Origin of the sequence: Sporolactobacillus nakayamae (genome assembly GCF_900113325.1) — a bacterium.
GTDB lineage: Bacteria > Bacillota > Bacilli > Bacillales > Sporolactobacillaceae > Sporolactobacillus > Sporolactobacillus nakayamae.
In genome coordinates this window covers 94,804-113,624 of sequence record NZ_FOOY01000006.1, presented here as the reverse complement: position 1 = coordinate 113,624, position 18,821 = coordinate 94,804, and the positions used below count along the sequence as shown (strand labels likewise).

The 18,821-nt window shown below is 46.0% G+C and carries 21 protein-coding genes; all 21 read left to right on the top strand.

The features are described from left to right. The first annotated feature begins 14 nt into the window (after positions 1 to 14). The 21 genes from rho (at position 15) to atpD (ending at position 18,793) form a co-directional block, all read left to right on the top strand. Positions 15 to 1,286 carry a transcription termination factor Rho gene (gene rho, locus BM003_RS05155; RefSeq protein WP_093670791.1) on the top strand — a complete coding sequence of 424 codons (1,272 nt, stop codon included), beginning with the start codon at positions 15 to 17 and terminating at the stop codon, positions 1,284 to 1,286. Between the two features lie 185 nt (positions 1,287 to 1,471). Next, entirely contained in the window at positions 1,472 to 1,717 is a 246-nt protein-coding gene (locus tag BM003_RS05150) for a type B 50S ribosomal protein L31 (protein WP_093670789.1), read from the top strand. Between the two features lie 1,011 nt (positions 1,718 to 2,728). After that, a complete protein-coding gene (locus BM003_RS05145; RefSeq protein ID WP_093670787.1) occupies positions 2,729 to 3,301 on the top strand; it encodes a thymidine kinase in 573 nt (190 codons plus the stop codon). 87 nt (positions 3,302 to 3,388) lie between these two features. After that, positions 3,389 to 4,462, top strand: coding sequence for a peptide chain release factor 1 (prfA, locus tag BM003_RS05140; RefSeq protein WP_093670785.1), 1,074 nt, complete (start codon positions 3,389 to 3,391; stop codon positions 4,460 to 4,462). Beyond that, the gene (gene prmC, locus BM003_RS05135) at positions 4,459 to 5,343 is read left to right on the top strand and encodes a peptide chain release factor N(5)-glutamine methyltransferase (RefSeq protein ID WP_093670783.1); all 885 of its coding nucleotides are present in this window, start codon (positions 4,459 to 4,461) and stop codon (positions 5,341 to 5,343) included. Before prfA ends, prmC begins: the two co-directional genes overlap by 4 nt. Before the next feature lie 64 nt (positions 5,344 to 5,407). Next, positions 5,408 to 6,223 (top strand): stage II sporulation protein R, encoded by an 816-nt coding sequence (gene spoIIR / locus BM003_RS05130; RefSeq protein WP_245734069.1) that lies wholly within the window; start codon positions 5,408 to 5,410, stop codon positions 6,221 to 6,223. A 246-nt stretch (positions 6,224 to 6,469) separates the two neighbouring features. Then, the gene (locus tag BM003_RS05125; RefSeq protein ID WP_093670781.1) at positions 6,470 to 7,513 is read left to right on the top strand and encodes an L-threonylcarbamoyladenylate synthase; all 1,044 of its coding nucleotides are present in this window, start codon (positions 6,470 to 6,472) and stop codon (positions 7,511 to 7,513) included. Continuing rightward, positions 7,506 to 7,673: a hypothetical protein gene (locus tag BM003_RS17555; protein WP_177184646.1), complete on the top strand. Its 168-nt coding sequence runs from the start codon at positions 7,506 to 7,508 to the stop codon at positions 7,671 to 7,673. The genes BM003_RS05125 and BM003_RS17555 overlap by 8 nt, the downstream gene beginning before the upstream one ends. A gap of 102 nt (positions 7,674 to 7,775) precedes the next feature. Further along, a complete protein-coding gene (locus BM003_RS05120; RefSeq protein ID WP_093670779.1) occupies positions 7,776 to 8,345 on the top strand; it encodes a manganese efflux pump MntP in 570 nt (189 codons plus the stop codon). A gap of 191 nt (positions 8,346 to 8,536) precedes the next feature. After that, entirely contained in the window at positions 8,537 to 9,097 is a 561-nt protein-coding gene (locus tag BM003_RS05115) for a TIGR01440 family protein (RefSeq protein ID WP_093670777.1), read from the top strand. Between the two features lie 200 nt (positions 9,098 to 9,297). After that, positions 9,298 to 10,554, top strand: a complete 1,257-nt coding sequence (locus tag BM003_RS05110) for a serine hydroxymethyltransferase (RefSeq protein WP_093670775.1) — start codon at positions 9,298 to 9,300, stop codon at positions 10,552 to 10,554. 275 nt (positions 10,555 to 10,829) lie between these two features. Then, on the top strand, positions 10,830 to 11,459 hold the full coding sequence (gene upp, locus BM003_RS05105; protein ID WP_093670773.1) for a uracil phosphoribosyltransferase: 630 nt from the start codon (positions 10,830 to 10,832) through the stop codon (positions 11,457 to 11,459). A gap of 448 nt (positions 11,460 to 11,907) precedes the next feature. Continuing rightward, positions 11,908 to 12,129: an AtpZ/AtpI family protein gene (locus BM003_RS05095; protein ID WP_093670769.1), complete on the top strand. Its 222-nt coding sequence runs from the start codon at positions 11,908 to 11,910 to the stop codon at positions 12,127 to 12,129. A 6-nt stretch (positions 12,130 to 12,135) separates the two neighbouring features. Further along, on the top strand, positions 12,136 to 12,588 hold the full coding sequence (locus tag BM003_RS05090; RefSeq protein WP_093670767.1) for an ATP synthase subunit I: 453 nt from the start codon (positions 12,136 to 12,138) through the stop codon (positions 12,586 to 12,588). After that, positions 12,545 to 13,288 (top strand): F0F1 ATP synthase subunit A, encoded by a 744-nt coding sequence (gene atpB, locus BM003_RS05085; RefSeq protein WP_093670765.1) that lies wholly within the window; start codon positions 12,545 to 12,547, stop codon positions 13,286 to 13,288. The genes BM003_RS05090 and atpB overlap by 44 nt, the downstream gene beginning before the upstream one ends. Positions 13,289 to 13,360: 72 nt before the next feature. Further along, on the top strand, positions 13,361 to 13,588 hold the full coding sequence (atpE, locus tag BM003_RS05080; protein ID WP_093670763.1) for an ATP synthase F0 subunit C: 228 nt from the start codon (positions 13,361 to 13,363) through the stop codon (positions 13,586 to 13,588). 69 nt (positions 13,589 to 13,657) lie between these two features. Next, entirely contained in the window at positions 13,658 to 14,146 is a 489-nt protein-coding gene (gene atpF / locus BM003_RS05075) for a F0F1 ATP synthase subunit B (protein ID WP_177184645.1), read from the top strand. After that, positions 14,143 to 14,688 carry a F0F1 ATP synthase subunit delta gene (locus BM003_RS05070; RefSeq protein WP_093670761.1) on the top strand — a complete coding sequence of 182 codons (546 nt, stop codon included), beginning with the start codon at positions 14,143 to 14,145 and terminating at the stop codon, positions 14,686 to 14,688. Before atpF ends, BM003_RS05070 begins: the two co-directional genes overlap by 4 nt. Positions 14,689 to 14,695: 7 nt before the next feature. After that, positions 14,696 to 16,210: a F0F1 ATP synthase subunit alpha gene (gene atpA, locus BM003_RS05065; protein ID WP_093670759.1), complete on the top strand. Its 1,515-nt coding sequence runs from the start codon at positions 14,696 to 14,698 to the stop codon at positions 16,208 to 16,210. A 121-nt stretch (positions 16,211 to 16,331) separates the two neighbouring features. Further along, positions 16,332 to 17,201 (top strand): ATP synthase F1 subunit gamma, encoded by an 870-nt coding sequence (gene atpG, locus BM003_RS05060; RefSeq protein ID WP_093670757.1) that lies wholly within the window; start codon positions 16,332 to 16,334, stop codon positions 17,199 to 17,201. 182 nt (positions 17,202 to 17,383) lie between these two features. Continuing rightward, complete coding sequence (gene atpD / locus BM003_RS05055; protein WP_093670921.1) at positions 17,384 to 18,793, top strand: F0F1 ATP synthase subunit beta; 1,410 nt, start codon at positions 17,384 to 17,386, stop codon at positions 18,791 to 18,793. Positions 18,794 to 18,821 lie beyond the last annotated feature (28 nt).

Here is an 18,821-nt window from a genome sequence, read left to right as displayed (position 1 = left end):
AGTGTGGTGTGAGAATGCCGATTACATTAGCAGAGTTAGAAAATATGAAACTTAAAGAATTATATGAGCATGCAAAAGAGTTTAAAGTATCCTACTATAGTAAATTGAACAAAAGAGAATTGATTTTCTCGATTTTAAAAAAACAGGCGGAAAAAGACGGCTTATCACTTATGGAAGGTGTTCTTGAGATTATTCCAACTGAGGGCTTTGGTTTTCTTCGCCCGATCAATTATTCGCCGAGCTCGGAAGATATTTATATTTCCGCTTCGCAAATTCGTCGATTTGATTTACGAAATGGAGATAAGGTGACGGGGAAAGTTCGACCCCCGAAAGAAAATGAGCGTTACTTTGGGCTGCTGAGGGTTGAGGCCGTTAACGGAGAGAATCCTGATGTAGCGAAGGAACGGGTTCATTTTCCTGCGTTGACTCCGCTTTATCCCGACAGACACATGGTTCTTGAAACGGACAAAGAAGATTTTTCCACACGAATTATTGACATGGTTTCACCTGTGGGTTTTGGACAAAGAGGTATGATTGTTGCTCCGCCAAAAGCCGGAAAGACGACATTATTGAAGGAGATCGCCAACAGTATTACTGTAAATTATCCTGATGTTGAATTAATTGTTTTGCTCGTCGATGAACGTCCGGAGGAAGTAACGGATATTGAGCGTTCGGTCAAGGGAGATGTTGTGAGCTCAACCTTTGACGAAGTGCCCGAAAATCATGTGAAGGTATCCGAACTTGTCCTTGAACGGGCAATGCGCCTGGTGGAACATAAGCGAGATGTCGTTATTCTCATGGACAGCTTGACCCGACTGGCCCGAGCTTATAACCTTGTCATTCCTCCGAGTGGTCGGACTCTATCCGGAGGTATCGATCCCGCCGCATTTCATAAACCGAAAAAATTCTTTGGCGCGGCTCGAAACATTGAAGAGGGCGGAAGTCTGACAATACTGGCTACGGCTTTGGTTGATACAGGATCGCGCATGGACGATGTCATTTATGAGGAATTTAAAGGAACAGGAAATATGGAGCTGCATCTTGACCGAAGACTGGCAGAACGCAGAATCTTTCCGGCTATTGATATTCGACGTTCCAGCACGCGTAAGGAAGAATTGCTTGTTGATCGTGATCATTTGGACAAACTGTGGACCATGCGCAAAACGATGGATGAATCTCAAGAGTTTGTGGAGCATTTTTATAAACGAATTCGTGAAACAAAGTCCAACCAGGAATTTTTCGATATTTTCGATAAAGAGAAAAAAGGCAGTTTGCAGTCAAAATAAGGACGATAAGGTTGACCCTGTTTTGGGTGTAGTGAAGAAAAACTCTATATGGCAAGGTTTTCCAAGTAAGACCTTGCTTGCAAACCCCACGACTGCCTGTTATAATACTCGTTGTGCGTTATATTATTAGGCACTATATGACTCTGGTTTGAGAGAATAATCAGGGCGCAAAGGAGATGAATGAGATGAAAGCAGGCATCCATCCTGACTATCATAAGGTTGTATTTATGGACGCAAGTACTGGATTTAAATTTTTGAGCGGTTCAACGAAGAAATCGAATCAAACGGTTCAATGGGAAGACGGAAACGAATACCCATTAATTACAGTTGAAATCAGTTCCGATTCGCATCCATTCTATACCGGCCGTCAGAAATTCGCTGACAAAGGCGGACGTGTTGATCGGTTTAAACAGAAATATAATCTTAAATAAGATTCGTTTGAAGTCCAGAGAGAAAAACGGCGTGTTCCGGTGCGATGAAAAATGGTGCGGAATTTGCCGTTTTTGTTTTTTTAGGACAAGGCGAGCATACATGATCAATTGCAGGCAGCCAACTGCCTGCTTTTTAACAGGTAAAAAAAGTAAAAGTATATGATTTTGAGCATGCTGACCCCAGATAATAAATCCAGACACGAAAGCGGGAATGCAGGCCAGGGGAGAACGCGCAGATAATCGTCTGTTCAAGGAGGCTCCCGGACTGCCCGCGGCAAGCGAGTAACCGAAGCGACGATTCAATATCATAAAGACACGAACCAATGCCATATAAAAAAGGAACTTTCGTATGCAAGGAACTTTCGCTAATTACGCATACGTCCTGTATGCAACGCGAAAGTCATCACATCCTGCGGAAGTAAGGACTGGGCTTGGCCCGCTTGAATGAAAATATAAAATGCCTTATTTACTTACAAAAGTTTATCATTTTTTGCCTTGCTGGTACGACGATAAGATCATAAGATTCGGTTGGGGCGATCAGGTAAGCGCCCAATCTTAGAAATAAACGGAAAAGTTCCGCTTAATTAGAAAATGAATGAAAAAATTGCTTGAATAGACGGAGAAATTCCGCCTATCGAATCGAAAAGCGTGAAAATGGAGGCTTTTTCTGTGCATAAGCGGAAAAATTACCCTTATTTACCTGTGAAACAAGCATCATGATGCAAATAGCCGGAAAATCTCCGCTTATTTAATTCCGGCCACGTTACTTAATCAAGAATCAAAATGACTCTTGAAATAGAACTGTTTGTTCAAGACAAGCTTGATGATTCAAAACCGCATTTGGAGCAATGGAACTTTCGTATGTAAGGGTCTTTCGCTAATTACGCATACGTCCTGTATGCAACGCGAAAGTCATCACATCCTGCGGAAGTAAGGACTGGGCTTGCCCAGTTTTTCTCACAGCCTGAAATCACTATAGAAAATTCAGTTGCATGAAAGGACGACTAACTAATGGCTCAGCTTTTCTTTAAGTATGGGGCGATGAACAGTGGTAAATCCATTGAAATTATTAAGGTCGCTCACAATTATGAGGAGCAGGGGAAGTCTGTTCTGCTATTTACTCCGGGAATAGATGATCGGGATCAGGTCGGCGCAATTTCCAGCCGAATCGGGTTTAAACGGAGGGCGCATCCTGTCTTTGAGTCCACAAACCTCTTCGCTGTTGTGAGCGACTATAGTCCGCGGCCTCACTGCGTGCTTATTGACGAAGTGCAATTCCTGTCTAAAGCGCATGTGCTTCAGCTTGCGGACATTGTCGATCAGTTACATATTCCCGTTATGGGTTTTGGTCTGAAAAATGATTTCCGAAATGAATTGTTTGAGGGAAGCAAATATATGCTGCTCTATGCGGACAAAATTGAAGAAATGAAGACGATTTGCTGGTTTTGTGAACATAAGGCGACGATGAATCTTCGCATTGATGGCAGGGGCAAACCCGTCTATACCGGAGAACAGATTCAAATTGGCGGTAATGAAAGCTACTACCCAGTCTGTAGGAACTGTTACAGTCATCCGCCAATCTAATGATTTGCGTCTGTTTTTTCACGATGAAATGACTGATATAATATAGTAAATGGGACGCAGACGGATACAATTGATGAGGTGGATGAAATGTTTGAACGAATACAGTCCATGGAAGAACGCTATGATAAACTGAATCAACTTCTTGCTGATCCGGATGTGATCGGTGACCCGGCTAAGCTGCGTAAATATTCTAAAGAACAGTCTGATTTACAAGACATTGTTTCAGTATATCGTAAATACAAACGAATGATTGCCGAAATAACCGATGCTGAATCGATGCTCGATGAACAGTTGGATGAGAGTATGAAGACTATGGTTCTTGAAGAAATCAACCGCCTTGAGTCGGATCGACCACGAATAGAAGAAGAATTAAAGCAGCTGCTCATTCCCAAAGATCCGAATGACGATCGGAATGTCATTCTTGAGGTGCGTGGTGCTGCCGGCGGCGATGAGGCAGCCCTTTTTGCCGGGGATTTGTTCCGCATGTACTCGCGTTACGCCGAGCAGCAAGGATGGAGAACTGAAGTTATTGACACCAATCCCAATGAAATCGGCGGGTATAAAGAAATCGTGTGTATGATCTCCGGAAAAGGTGCGTTTTCGAAACTAAAATATGAGAATGGCGCACACCGCGTGCAGCGCGTTCCTGAAACGGAATCGGGTGGACGCACGCATTCATCGACTGCGACTGTCGCGGTTTTGCCGGAAGCACAAGAAGTCGAGGTTGATCTTAATGACAAAGATATCCGTGTCGATCGATTTGCTTCTAGCGGACCGGGTGGTCAAAGCGTCAATACAACCATGTCCGCGATTCGTTTGACGCATATTCCGACGGGTATTGTGGTTTCCTGTCAGGAGGAACGATCACAGATTAAGAATAAGGAAAAAGCGATGAAGGTGCTGCGCGCGCGCGTCTATGATAAGTATCAGAAAGAGGCACAAGCTCACTATGATTCGACGCGGAAGTCAGCGGTTGGAACCGGCGACCGATCAGAACGCATCCGAACCTACAATTTCTCTCAGAATCGTGTCACGGATCATCGGATTGGTTTGACCATCCATCAATTGGATCAAGTACTCAATGGGAAATTAGATGACATTATAAATGCGCTGATTTTAGATGATCAAGCGAAGAAAATGGAACAGGCGGATGCTCAGTGACTGTGAAAAGATATGAACTGATGAACTGGGCATCTTCACTATTAAATGCGCATCAACGCGATGAAAATATTGGTGAAATTCTGCTTTGCGCCCGATTAAACCTTTCACGAACGGATCTTATTGCCGATCGCAGAGAACTGATAGACGATGAGGATGCGGCATGGGTGCGTGCGAGGGTCGCGGACCACGTGCAATTCGGGACGCCCGTTCAGTATATGATCGGATCTGCTCCATTCTATGGACGAACGTTCAAAGTCACTCCTGACGTACTGATCCCGCGTCAGGAGACGGAAGAACTGGTCTGGAGGGTCGGGCAATGGGTGGAACGCTATATGCCGGAGCTGAAGCATCCGTCAGTTTGTGATATCGGCACCGGCAGCGGGGCGATCGCGATCACACTAGCGCTTGAACATCCGGATTGGCGAATTTCAGCAGTCGATTTGTCAGAGAAGGCATTGGGTGTCGCCAAGGGGAATGCGTCGGCACTTGGCGCGTGCGTCGATTTTCGCCAAGGAGACCTGCTCGCGCCTCTGCACAATGGAACATGTGATGTACTTGTTTCTAATCCCCCTTATATAACGCGAGAAGAAATGGGCAGGCTGGACGACACAGTTGGAAATTATGAACCTCATTTAGCGTTGTTCGGAGGAACAGATGGTCTGGAATTCTATCGGCGGATCATTGATGACATACCTTCGATTTGGCGAAGAGAAGGATCTTTTATAGCTGCTTTTGAAATTGGGGCTGCTCAAGGAAGGGACGTTTCCGATTTAGTTCGTGACAAATTCACCAGTCAAATCAAAGCTCTGTCTGTGGAAAAAGATATTTCCGGTTATGACCGCAATGTTATGGCTGTGATCCGAAATTGTTCGAACACGTAATTTGAATCCGTATGTTTAGTTTCCCGCTTCTGTGTCCACAATGGGTGGTAAGGAGGCGGGCGTTGTGAAAAAATCATTTGTTTTCATGCTCTTATTATCTATTAATCTAGTACTCGTATTTTTTTTCTGGCAATATAGCACAACGAAAGCGGATCAGAAGGGACCAATTCCTCAAAACGCGATTCGGTTACGCATTCTCGCCAATAGTGATTCACCCGCTGACCAGGTTGTGAAGCGTCAGGTACGCGACGCGGTGAACGCAGATATAACGAAGTGGGTTCAGGACTTAAAAACAACCAATCAGGCAAAAAAAGTTATTCGCGCTCATATGCCCGAACTGAAGCGGACGGTTGAACAGACATTAAAGCGGGCGCATGCGGACGGCGCTTATAAAATAAAACTTGGACAAGCGGATTTTCCTACGAAAATGTATGGTACTTTTGTCTATCCGGCAGGGAAATACGATGCGTTAGTGGTCACGCTGGGAGATGGAAGAGGGGCGAATTGGTGGTGCGTCCTGTTCCCGCCGCTGTGCTTCCTAGATTTTTCTAATAGCGAGGCGGTAGCAAATCCTCGGGCACAGGTGCAGGGAAAAGTCGATGTTCAAAAGGAAGCGCAGCCGGTAAAAGCAAACAAACAGGTGAAACGGCAGCCTCAGCAAAATGTAACAACAGCATCTGAACCCTCATCACAACCGGTCGATAAAGTCGATGATCAAAAAGCAGCGCAGCCAGTAAAGGCGAGCGAACAGGTAAAGCAGCAGCCTCAGCAAAATGAAACAACAGCATCTGAGCCCTCGTCACAACCGGTCGATAAGGTCGAGGTTCATTCATTCGTTGTTGATTTCTTCACTAGAGCTTGGCACGCGATTGCGGGGTAAAGGCGTTGCGTACTGCTTGTCTGAATGGTATGGTGTATACGGAATGAAACAAGGTCGGATGAAATCCGGCCTTGTTTGCACCGTTGAGAATATTCATGAATGCAGAGAAGATCACTACGTCCTGTGAACGTATCTCCGGTGCGTGATACGAATGCCAGCCTATGAAACTTTTTATCTGCACCAAGAGCTTGCCTATCGACAAGCTTTCTCTGAGCGGATCAGTAACTAGTAAAAGGGGAAACGAAAATGGTAGAAACACAAGTATGGCGGGTGGATCCTGAAGCTCCTGATCTTGAACATACGCCACAGATTATGGCCGCAGCGGAAAAACTGCAGCAAGGAGAAATTGTCGCTTTTCCTACCGAAACCGTATACGGACTCGGCGGGAATGCAAAGCTGCGAGAGTCTGTGCAAAAGATTTATGAAGCCAAGGGAAGACCCAGTGATAATCCACTGATCGTGCATGTCGCCAATTTAGAACAGGTTCGCTCGATTTGCACGGAAATTCACCCGATCGCTCAAAAATTGATCGACACGTTTTGGCCGGGACCGCTTACCCTGGTGCTGCCGTCGCGTGGAGAAGTATCGAACGCAGTAACCGCCGGTTTGTCGACCGTAGCGGTTCGTATGCCGAGTCATCCGGTTGCTAGGGCATTGATTCTAGCATCCGGACTGCCAATTGCTGCCCCATCGGCCAACCGTTCCGGACGACCGAGTCCGACACGAGCGGATCATGTTTTTCATGATTTAGATGGTCACATCGCAGGCATTTTAGACGGAGGAGAAACCGGTGTCGGTGTCGAATCCACGGTAGTTGACTGCACGACAACGCCAATTACGATTCTTCGTCCGGGCGGCATATCCAAAGAACAGTTAATTGAAGCGGTAGGCGCGGTGGCGGATGATCCTGGATTGACACGTTCGGATCAAGCGCCAAAAGCGCCGGGCATGAAATATAAGCACTATGCCCCGGAAGCGACGATGTATCTGGTGCCCGCCGGCAAGAAGCGAATTCGTGAATTAATCCGAGCTGAAAAAAATAGTGGACGCAGCATTGGTGTGCTAACGACAGAAGAGAATGCAGACAGCTATCCTGACGCGGATGTTGTCCTTGTTTGCGGCAAGCGGAGCGAATCCGAAACTGTAGCGCATAATCTTTTTGATGTATTGCGCCATTTCGATCAAAAAAAGGTAAATGTTATATATAGTGAGACATTCTCTGAGACAGGGATAGGCAAAGCGATTATGAATCGACTGTCCAAAGCAGCAGGCGGAAGAGTGATTGAGTGATCGGCGCTGCGAACGGACTTCGTACAAAGTGAATCGAGAGAAGAAAAGGGTTGGGGGCGCCACGTCTCCGGCTCTTTTTTTTACACGAATGGCGGAGGATCATCGTTCATATCCGATTTCCGAACAGTATACGGAAAATGCGCAGCAAGGTACTCAATAAGAGGAGCTAGACCAAACTCATGGAAGGTTAGACCGAATTTTATCTTCTACTCTCCAATGGACATGCATAGATTGTCCATATGGACGAGAGGGAGGAACGGACATGGCTGCGGATCTGATCAACCAGGGGCTGGCGCTTTGCGTAATGGCCGTTGCACTGGGTATGGACGCATTTTCAGTTTGCATGGGAATGGGCATGACTGTTTTTCGATTGCGGAAGGCGGCATGGGCTGGAATGTGGATTGGCCTTTTTCATATGCTCATGCCGCTCATTGGCATGACCTTAGGGCAACTATTATCAGCCCAACTTGGAGGAATCACGGAAATGGCTGGGGGGCTGCTTTTGTTGGTGATCGGGATTCAAATGATCCTATCTCTAGTCGGAAAAAATCGTAGCCGATTTGAGACAGCCTATTCATCAGATGTGAGCCTGCTTCTTTTCGCGTTGAGTGTCAGCGTTGATAGTTTTTCTGTTGGACTTAGTATGGGCCTTTTTGGAGCGAAAATACTGGTGGCAATTCTTATGTTTGGTTTTACGAGCATGAGTATGGCCTGGTTTGGCTTTTATATTGGGCGGAAAACGGGAAACTATTTTGGGAGATATGGCGAAGCTTTAGGCGGCATCATTCTTTTCACACTTGGATTGAAGCTCCTGCTGCACTTTCATATATAACAAAAGCCATGTGCGAGAAAAATGACGTTCAAAAGGTTGTTCCCCGTTTATTCGCCAAATTATTTCCCAGGTAATAGCTGTTCCCCGCGAATCTTGTCGGACATTGCGTATTCTTTACTTCTGAAATGTGTAACCTGCTATAATAATGAGTGAATCATTGATAACTATGTCCTCACAAGGAAGGATTAAATATGGAACTATTGGATCCAGAACTAACAGAAGCAGTTGACAAAGCATTAGTCGATCTTGAGCATGCCATGCCTTTTACTAACCGGACGCTGCTAGTCATCGGGTGCAGCACCAGTGAGGTAGAAGGGAAGCATATCGGTACATCCGGATCATTGGGGATTGCAGCTTCAATTTTTGCCGCACTAGTAAAATGGCATGAACGGACAAACGTTCATTTCGCGTTTCAATGCTGTGAACATTTAAATCGTGCGATCGTGATCGATCGAACAGTGGCGCAGCAACGCGGCTATGACGAAGTAACGGTGAGACCGATTCGCCATGCAGGCGGTTCAATGGCTACATATGCCTATGACCATATGGAGGACCCGGTAATTGTTGAATACATCCAAGCAAACGGTGGTCTGGACATAGGCGATACGCTGATTGGTATGCATCTCAAGCATGTAGCCGTTCCGGTTCGCAGCGAGATAAAAGAAATTGGCAAAGCCCATTTAGTTATGGCACGAACTCGTCCAAAACTAATCGGGGGCGAGCGGGCCGTTTACCCGGAAAAGATAAGATAACTTCAATAAAAGATAAGATAAATAAGCAGCTGCCCTATTGGAAATGTTATCGATTGGGCAGTCTTTTCAATTTACATCTCTTTTTTTCTTTCATGTAAATTACAACTGGGTCATTTTCCGGATCGATTTAATTCACTGTTAATGGATAAAATGTGATAAAATTTACTTGAATTAGACTTGAGAGGAGTTGCACGCATTTCATGAAGGGTATTAAAGCGAACGATCCTGAAGTATTTGAAGCCATTGAGAAAGAACTGGGCAGACAAAGGAATAAAATTGAATTGATTGCCTCGGAGAATTTTGTCAGCACCGCGGTACTCGAGGCGGCAGGCTCGGTTCTCACCAATAAATATGCAGAAGGCTATCCTGGACATCGCTATTATGGCGGCTGTGAATATGTCGATATCGTTGAAGATCTTGCAAGAGATCGCGCGCTTAAACTGTTTGGCGGTGACCATGTGAACGTTCAGCCTCATTCAGGTGCTCAAGCCAATATGGCGGTATATGAAACCATTTTAAAACCGGGAGATACGGTTCTGGGAATGAAGCTTGCCCATGGCGGACACTTGACACATGGAAGCCCGGTGAACTTCAGTGGGCAGCTTTACAACTTTGTGGATTACGGAGTGACCAAAGATACGCAAACTATTGACTACGATGAGGTGGCTAAACAGGCTCAGGAACATAAGCCGAAATTGATCGTAGCCGGGGCAAGTGCGTATCCGCGAATCATCGACTTCAAGAAATTCCGAGAAATTGCCGACAGTGTAGGCGCCTATTTGATGGTAGACATGGCGCATATCGCAGGACTCGTCGCAGCGGGACTTCACCCGAGCCCGGTTCCTTATGCGGATTTTGTCACCACGACAACGCACAAGACACTGCGCGGACCACGCGGCGGAATGATCATCTGCAAAGAAGAATTTGCGAAAAAACTGGATAAGTCTATTTTTCCTGGCATTCAAGGCGGACCGCTAATGCATATCATCGCAGCCAAAGCAGTTGCGCTTGGTGAAGCGCTCAAACCTGAATTTAAGGACTATGCGGCTCAAATAATCGCCAATGCCAAGGCGTTCGCTTCGACCCTCCAAGAACAAGGAATTAATCTTGTCTCAGGTGGAACAGACAACCACCTTGTTCTTGCGGATATGCGCAACTTGGGGATTACCGGTAAGAAAGCCGAGGCTGTTCTTGACGCTATCGGAATCACCACCAACAAGAACGCGATTCCTTTTGATCCGGAAAAACCGTTTGTTACAAGTGGTGTGCGAATGGGAACACCCGCCGTAACAACGAGAGGATTCAAAGAAGTCGACATGAACGAAACAGCGTCCATTATTGCATTCGCGCTGAAGGATCCTGATAACGACAAAACACTGGATCAAGCGTCGAAACGCGTTCATGAATTGACTGCGAAATACCCGTTGTATGCTGAAGGTGCCGGAGTTTTTGCTTGACCATTAAAAAAGATTGCATGGGGAGAATTTATTTCTCCCTTTTTATACGTAAAGAAGTATAGAATTTTTAAAGGAAATGAGTGTAAGCGGCCCGGCAAATAAAGACTAACAGCGCTCGCTTCCTATAAGCAACGCCAAAGCCACCGCACGGCGCACCGGATCTAGGCCGTCCATGGCCGTCGCAACGCCTGCCCTTCCGCTAAGGGATTGGAGCTGCGTTTTCTAATATGAACTTTTAATTACCATCTCTGGTGATTAAAGTATGGAGGCACAAAATGGGTAAACTAGTTGTACTGAATCATCCGCTGATTCAACATAAAGTGACGATGATACGAGACTACAGAACAGGCACAAAAGCATTTCGTGAATTGGTGGACGAAGTCGCCACATTGATGGCCTTTGAGATTACACGTGACCTTGCTTTGGAAGAAGTTGAGGTGCAGACACCGGTCGCAAAAGCAAAGGCGTATAAAATCGCCGGAAAGAAGCTGGGCATTGTTCCGATCCTTCGCGCCGGACTGGGTATGGTCAATGGCGTGTTGAATTTGATTCCGGCGGCCAAGGTGGGCCATGTCGGTCTTTATCGCGATCCGGAAACACTGAAACCCGTGGAGTATTATGTTAAGCTTCCTGCTGATATTTCAGAGCGTGACTTGATTGTTGTCGATCCAATGCTGGCGACCGGTGGATCGGCGGCAGCAGCGATTACTTCACTGAAGCAGCGGGGCGGGGTCAATATTAAGTTAATGTGTTTGATTGGTGCCCCCGAGGGTGTTAAAGAAATACAGAAGGAGCATCCTGATGTCGATATCTATTTGGCTGCGCTTGATGAGAAGTTAAATGAGCATGGCTATATTGTACCGGGTCTAGGAGATGCCGGGGACAGACTATTTGGAACGAAATAAAAGGATTAATACGTTCAAAAATCATTTCGTTTCGTAGCGGTAAGGATGAGAAAAATTTTCATTGTTGGTGATTTGTCACAATTCGCCTGTGCCGTAGGTAGGAAAAATGATTAGAATTCTTATTATAAAGAAATATGCGCCAAAACTTTTTATCACAAGACGCAAACAATTGCAGTGATCAATCGCACACTTTGTTGTATAATGATTGCATGAAGAGAACGTTTTCATGGAAACGTTAAAAAAGGACCGCTTTGATGACCGCGTTTTCAAGTGCGACTGTACAGGCAATCCCCTTTTCTGTAGTAAACTTGCTTTGTGAACGATTTATGGCTGACTACAGTTTCGGTATGCTGGATTCGAAAAGTATAAAGGTGGGGCCTTCCCTGTACATCAATATGCCTGAGTGCAACAGTTGTGGAAGAACGATTGTTTTTTTGGAGGGGTTCTAATGCAACAGAAAAAAAGACCTAACTCTTTGCAGATCGCCGCAACGGTAAGCGCGATGGGATTTGAAATTTTCGCCTTTATCATCATCGGTGCGCTTGGTGGGAATTATCTTGATAAACGATACGGAACAGGGCATCTATGGTTGCCGGTTTGTGCGGTTGCCGGTTTCTTTTTGGGACTGATCAGCTGTTTTTATACTTTGAAATCCCTAATGAAGGAATGAATAGCGATGAAACCGGTCATGGAGTGGTTTTCACGCGTTTTATTGATTGTCACAGTTCTGTACACTTGTGTATTTGGGTTAATCTGGTTTTTGATACCGGCGAGAGCGCTGGCCAGCGGCTTTCTCCTCGGCGGATTAATCAGTTTATATAATGTTTTTCATTTATCGTTTCGTTTACGGATGGCCGGACTTCGGGTTCAATCAGGTGCCCGCAGACAAGCGGGATTACATATGACGGTCCGCATACTGACTATTGTGTTTGGTGCGCTGATGGTTTATCGTTTTCCAACCCGTATTGATTATCGATCTTTTGTGCTATCATTGTTATTCGGCTATCTGACACTTGTGACGGTGATGAGTTATTATTATCTGAAAGGCAATGGCATGACTTCTTCGGATGAAGGGGGGGAGATTCATGGAACTGACTCCGAAAGTGAAATTTCTCGGGATGACATTTGATGTCACATTGATGATTGGATCAGTGGTTTCCGCGTTAATCGTCATGTTAATTGTGTTTTTATTGACTCGGCGACTTAGCGTAAGACCCGAGGGACGACAGAATGTGATGGAATACATCATTGATTTTGTCAGTGGCATCACAGGCACGATGCTTGAAAAGAAAGAGTCTGCCAAATATTTAAGCTTTGCGCTGACAACTTTTCTTTTCATCTTGGTGGCCAATTTGCTTGGCGTTATCGTCATGGTAACGTCAACAGTAAACGGTCCGATTCCTTCACTTGGGATCACTACAGCTGGCTTGAAAATGGCAGATAATTCGGTCAGCTGGTTCAAATCGCCAACGTCCGACATCAATGTTACGGTGGCGATGGCTGGCGCAATCTTTCTTTATTCGCATTTTGCGGGCATTGCCAAAAGTCCGCGCGGCTATCTGCAGCATTATGTAAAACCGTTCTGGTGGATGCTTCCAATTCACCTGATTGACGAAGTATCGAAACCGGCAACGCACGCCCTGCGACTTTGGGCGAATATTTTCGCGGGTGAAGTATTAATAACCATTCTTCGTGAAGGCGCCTTTTATTTCACCGGTGTGCCGCTCTTTGCCTGGATGGGATTCTCCGTTTTCGTCGGATGTATCCAGGCGTACATCTTTACAGTACTGGCAATGGTGTACATCGCCCAAAAGGTGGGAGAGGAATAATGCCTATTTATGAATAGGCTCCTCTGCTTAGGCGATAGTAAAAAACATAGACAAACTAGGAGGAATCTTGTTATGAGTTTAGCAGTTCTAGCGGGTGGTATCATGATCGCATTTGGTGCGCTTGCAGCAGGTATTGGCAACGGTGTTCTTTTCAGCAGTTATTTGTCAGGCATTGCCCGTCAACCGGAAGCTCAGGGTACTTTATTCGGACAATCAATGATCGCCCTTGGCCTTGTAGAAGCATTACCTGTCATTTCAATCGCGTTTGGCATCCTGGTGCTCTTCGGTATTATCGGGTAATTCTGCCACTCTTTTGTTGCGGTAGAAATCAGCGAGAAAATCTGTAGATTGAAAGGAGTGGCAAGAGCTGTGCTGTCATTTTCTTTAGGAAATATTATTTTCCAATTAGTCGTCTTCATATTGTTGATGATTTTCGTCGCAATTGTCGGTGTACGACCGGTTATTGCGATCATGGAAAAACGAAAAAAATACATTAACAGTCAAATTGACGACGCTGAAAAGAAAAGTCAGAATGCGGAATCCTATTTGGCTGAACAGAAGTCGGAAATCGAACGGATTCGCAATGAAGCCCATAGTATTCTTGAACAGGCGAAAAGCCAGGCTAATGCTGAGGCAAAAGCTATTCTTGAAGCAGCGAAGAACCGTTCGGATCTGATGATTAAAGATGCGAATGAAGAAATTGGCCTTGAGAAAGAAAAGGCGATTGCCGCAATCCGCGATGAAGTCGCCGACTTGTCGGTTTTGCTCGCATCTAAAGTGCTTGAAAAAGAAATCAATCCGGACGATTATTCTAAAGAGATTGACCAGTTGATCAAACAAGTGGGGAATCAACGATGAGCGAAATCGTAGCGAACCGTTATGCTCGTGCGCTTTTTGAAGTTGCGGAAGAGCGTGATGCCATTGACACCATTGAATCTCAATTACACATCGTAGCAGAGAGCCTTTATGAGCACGAAGATCTGCGCCGAGTTCTGATGCATCCTCAGGTCAGTGGTGAAAATAAAAAAGAACTTGTGAACAAGCTGTTTGAACATCAAGCAGGTGTTGAAGTCCTGAATCTGCTGAGACTGCTCATCGACCGCAAACGCGAAGCTATACTTGATGAAGTGCTTGAGGCATTCACACATATGGCGAACGAAAAACGCGGCATACTTGACGTCACTGTTACGACTGCCGTTGCCCTAGAAGAGCAAGAGAAACAAGAACTTGCTCAGCGTTTGGGCAAGGCACTCGGCAAAAAGTTGAGCATCCACGTTAAAGTTGACAAGGCAATCATTGGAGGCATCCTGCTTCGCATCGGCGACCGTCTTTTTGATGGGTCGATTGCCGGCAAACTGGCAGGCTTCAAACAGGAGATTAAAGTAGGGAGACAGGGGTGAAAATATCGTGAGCATTAAAGCGGAAGAAATCAGCTCATTGATCAAACAGCAGATTGAAAATTATCAATCCACCGTTGAAGTGAGCGAAGTTGGCAGTGTCATCACTGTCGGCGACGGAATCGCCCGCGTCCACGGCCTTGACAGTGTCATGTCGGGCGAGCTTGTCGAATTTTCAGGCGGAGTCCTTGGCATGGCTCAAAACCTTGAAGAAGACAATGTCGGTATCGTTATTCTCGGCCCTTTTACAGATATCCATGAAGGAGACGCTGTAAAACGTACAGGACGTATCATGCAAGTGCCTGTTGGCGAAGCGTTGCTTGGCCGTGTCGTCAATCCGCTGGGTCAGCCGATTGACGGAAAGGGACCGATTGTAACGGATAAGTCGCGTCCGGTTGAAAAGAAAGCGCCAGGCGTTATGGATCGAAAATCAGTGTTCGAACCAATGCAAACCGGTATTAAAGCGATTGACGCAATGATTCCGATTGGCCGCGGCCAACGTGAATTGATCATTGGCGACCGTCAGACCGGTAAAACAGCGATCGCGATTGATACGATTATTAATCAAAAAGATCAGGACGTCATCAGTATTTACGTTGCTATTGGTCAAAAAGAGTCAACGGTTGCAGGTGTTGTAAACACCTTAAAAGAATACGGATGTATGGATAAGACGATTGTCGTCTCTGCCGGAGCATCCGAACCGGCACCATTGCTCTATTTGGCTCCATATGCCGGCGTTACAATGGGCGAGGAGTTCATGTACAACGGCAAACACGTGTTGATTATTTATGATGATCTATCCAAACAGGCGGCGGCATACCGTGAACTTTCCTTGCTGCTTCGCCGTCCGCCGGGTCGTGAAGCATTCCCGGGCGACGTTTTCTACTTGCACTCGAGATTGCTGGAACGTGCGGCTAAACTGAGTGATGAATTAGGCGGCGGATCAATTACCGCGCTGCCTATCATTGAAACGCAGGCCGGGGATATTTCAGCGTATATCCCAACCAACGTTATTTCCATTACTGATGGTCAGATCTTCCTTGAATCGAATCTTTTCTATTCAGGTATTCGCCCTGCCGTTGACGCTGGTACTTCTGTATCCCGTGTTGGTGGTGCCGCTCAGATCAAAGCGATGAAGAAGGTTGCCGGAACACTGAAACTCGATTTGGCGTCCTATCGTGAGTTGGAAGCATTCTCGCAGTTCGGCTCAGACCTTGATAAGGCGACAAGAGCGAAATTGGATCGTGGAGCTCGGACGGTTGAAATCCTGAAACAGGATCTTCACAAACCGTATCCGGTTGAAAAACAAGTAGCTGTTCTTTACGCGTTGACGAAGGGCTATATTGATGATGTTGCACTAGTAGACGTGAAGCGTTTTGAAAAAGAATTGCTTGCTTACCTTGAACAAAATGGTGATGGCATTCTTAATAATATCCGCACGACGAAACAACTGCCGGATGATGCAACGTTTGCAGCAGCAATCAGCGCATTCAAAAAGACTTTTGCTCCTTCAAAGACTGAATAAGTCACAGTGATCGAATAAACGTGCTTGAAAGAATGCACAGTCTTCTTAAGATTTGCCCGATCTGATTGGTTATGAAGTACATAATTAAGATCAGACAGGCTTTCAAGGGTGGTGAACGAACATGCCTTCAATGCGTGACATAAAGGAAAAAATCGCGTCTACGAAACAGATGCGCAAAATTACCAAAGCGATGCAAATGGTTGCAGCAGCGAAACTGAATCGTGCACAGGCAACCGCGGAGAATTATTCAGCTTATGCTGATAAACTGCGCGAAGTTGTGGCAAGTATTGCCAGCACATCATCGACAGGATCAAGCAGCAAACATCCGATGCTGGCGACGAGGCCGGTAAAGAAGACCGCATATCTAGTGGTCACGGAAAACCGAGGCTTAGCAGGTGCCTATGACAGCACCGTGTTGAAGTACACGCAGAATTTAATCCAAGAAAAGCACGCGTCCAAAGATCAATACGTGATCATCGTGACCGGGAAAGTTGGATTGAATTTTTTTGAAAAGCGCGGTTACCCTGTGACTTTGAGCAAAACGGATATTCCGGATGATCTTTCTTTTGATGATGTATTGGATTTCGCTAAGCAGATTCTTGCACTGTTTGATACCAAAAAGTTTGATGAATTGCATCTGATCTATAATCACTTCGTTAATGCCATCTCTCAAACCTTGGTTGACAAGCAGCTGCTGCCGTTGAAGGATCTTGAAAGTGAATCAGCAGCAAAGGTCAATTACGTCTATGAACCAGATGAAGATGAAGTGCTTGAGACGCTACTGCCGCTGTACGCAGAAGGACAAATCTACGGTGCGTTACTTGATGCAAAAGCCGCAGAACAAGCAGCTCGAATGTCTGCGATGAGAAGCGCTTCGGACAATGCGAGTGATATTATCGATCACTTGTCTCTGTCCTACAACCGTGCGCGCCAGGCCGCTATTACTCAGGAGATTACTGAAATTGTCGGCGGCGCGGCCGCTCTCGAATAACCGGCTGTAAGAAATTTTTATTGTTTCAAAAAGGAGGACAAAAGAGCGGAAAACAGGCTGACGCTGAACTTCCGCAGGAAGCGGTGACTTCTGTGTGTTGTGCACAGGATGTACTGTTAGCAGAGAGCCGTGAACCCCTTTTTCCCGGACTTTTTGAAAACCTAGCTGAAGGAGGTAGTTTCATGAACAAAGGGTATGTGACTCAGGTCATGGGCGCCGTTGTCGATGTTAAATTTGAACGCGGTCATCTTCCTGATATCTATAACGCTCTCACCATAAATTATAAAGCGCAGTCCTCCAATGAAACTGACATTCATCTCACGCTCGAGGTCGCACTTCACCTTGGTGACGACTCTGTGCGAACAATCGCCATGGATTCTAGTGACGGACTTGTCAGAGGACTGGAAGTGGTTGATACAGGCGCGCCAATCTCTGTTCCGGTTGGCGATGTGACGCTGGGACGTGTCTTTAATGTCCTTGGTGAAGCCATTGATGGAAAAACGATTGCTCCGGATGTTGAGAAACACGCGATCCATAGACAACCGCCAAAATTCGCAGAACTGTCTACGAAGACGGAGGTTCTTGAAACAGGAATTAAGGTCATTGATCTCTTGACACCATACATCAAAGGTGGAAAAATCGGCCTGTTTGGTGGTGCCGGGGTTGGTAAAACGGTACTTATTCAGGAATTGATTCACAACATTGCTGAAGAACACGGCGGCGTGTCTGTATTTGCCGGTGTCGGTGAGCGAACACGTGAAGGTAACGACCTTTATTATGAAATGACGGATTCAGGAGTTATTAAAAAGACTGCAATGGTGTTCGGCCAAATGAACGAGCCGCCGGGTGCGCGTATGCGTGTCGCACTTTCCGGATTGACGATGGCTGAATACTTCCGTGATGTCGATGGTCAGGACGTACTGCTGTTTATTGACAACATTTTCCGATTCACCCAGGCAGGCTCGGAAGTTTCCGCGTTGCTTGGACGTTTGCCGTCCGCCGTTGGTTATCAGCCGACGCTGGCAACGGAAATGGGGCGTTTGCAGGAACGAATCACATCAACGAAAAAAGGTTCCGTAACATCCATTCAGGCTGTGTATGTGCCTGCCGATGACTATACCGACCCGGCTCCGGCCACAACATTTTCTCACTTGGATGCGACAACAAACCTTGAACGTTCGTTGACACAGATCGGTATTTATCCGGCTGTGGATCCGCTTGCTTCCACATCACGAGCGCTGTCACCGGATATTGTCGGTGAAGAACATTACGAAGTCGCTGAACGTGTTCAGATGACACTTCAAAAATACCGCGAATTGCAGGATATCATTGCTATTCTTGGTATGGATGAACTCTCTGATGAGGATAAATTAACGGTAAGCCGCGCGCGCCGGATCCAGTTCTTCCTAGGTCAGAACTTTCACGTTGCTGAACAATTTACCGGTGTTTCAGGTTCCTATGTTACTGTTGAAGAAACTATTAAGGGATTCAAAGGAATTCTTGACGGTAACTATGACGATGTTCCAGAAGAAGCATTCCGAAACACAGGAACCATTGAAGATGTTTTGGAAAGAGCAAAGCAACTGGTTTAATTGGCGGAGCGAGATGAAACGCTTGGAC

What these genes read in the sequence shown, in the direction of transcription:
- BM003_RS05110 (WP_093670775.1), top strand. Translation starts at nt 9,298, where the DNA reads ATGAAGGGTATTAAAGCGAACGATCCTGAAGTATTTGAAGCCATTGAG.
- rho (WP_093670791.1), top strand. Translation starts at nt 15, where the DNA reads ATGCCGATTACATTAGCAGAGTTAGAAAATATGAAACTTAAAGAATTA.
- BM003_RS05070 (WP_093670761.1), top strand. Translation starts at nt 14,143, where the DNA reads ATGAGCGAAATCGTAGCGAACCGTTATGCTCGTGCGCTTTTTGAAGTT.
- atpG (WP_093670757.1), top strand. Translation starts at nt 16,332, where the DNA reads ATGCCTTCAATGCGTGACATAAAGGAAAAAATCGCGTCTACGAAACAG.
- BM003_RS05150 (WP_093670789.1), top strand. Translation starts at nt 1,472, where the DNA reads ATGAAAGCAGGCATCCATCCTGACTATCATAAGGTTGTATTTATGGAC.
- BM003_RS05125 (WP_093670781.1), top strand. Translation starts at nt 6,470, where the DNA reads ATGGTAGAAACACAAGTATGGCGGGTGGATCCTGAAGCTCCTGATCTT.
- BM003_RS05145 (WP_093670787.1), top strand. Translation starts at nt 2,729, where the DNA reads ATGGCTCAGCTTTTCTTTAAGTATGGGGCGATGAACAGTGGTAAATCC.
- atpE (WP_093670763.1), top strand. Translation starts at nt 13,361, where the DNA reads ATGAGTTTAGCAGTTCTAGCGGGTGGTATCATGATCGCATTTGGTGCG.
- BM003_RS05090 (WP_093670767.1), top strand. Translation starts at nt 12,136, where the DNA reads ATGAAACCGGTCATGGAGTGGTTTTCACGCGTTTTATTGATTGTCACA.
- prfA (WP_093670785.1), top strand. Translation starts at nt 3,389, where the DNA reads ATGTTTGAACGAATACAGTCCATGGAAGAACGCTATGATAAACTGAAT.
- BM003_RS05115 (WP_093670777.1), top strand. Translation starts at nt 8,537, where the DNA reads ATGGAACTATTGGATCCAGAACTAACAGAAGCAGTTGACAAAGCATTA.
- BM003_RS05120 (WP_093670779.1), top strand. Translation starts at nt 7,776, where the DNA reads ATGGCTGCGGATCTGATCAACCAGGGGCTGGCGCTTTGCGTAATGGCC.
- atpB (WP_093670765.1), top strand. Translation starts at nt 12,545, where the DNA reads ATGGAACTGACTCCGAAAGTGAAATTTCTCGGGATGACATTTGATGTC.
- BM003_RS05095 (WP_093670769.1), top strand. Translation starts at nt 11,908, where the DNA reads ATGCAACAGAAAAAAAGACCTAACTCTTTGCAGATCGCCGCAACGGTA.
- atpD (WP_093670921.1), top strand. Translation starts at nt 17,384, where the DNA reads ATGAACAAAGGGTATGTGACTCAGGTCATGGGCGCCGTTGTCGATGTT.
- upp (WP_093670773.1), top strand. Translation starts at nt 10,830, where the DNA reads ATGGGTAAACTAGTTGTACTGAATCATCCGCTGATTCAACATAAAGTG.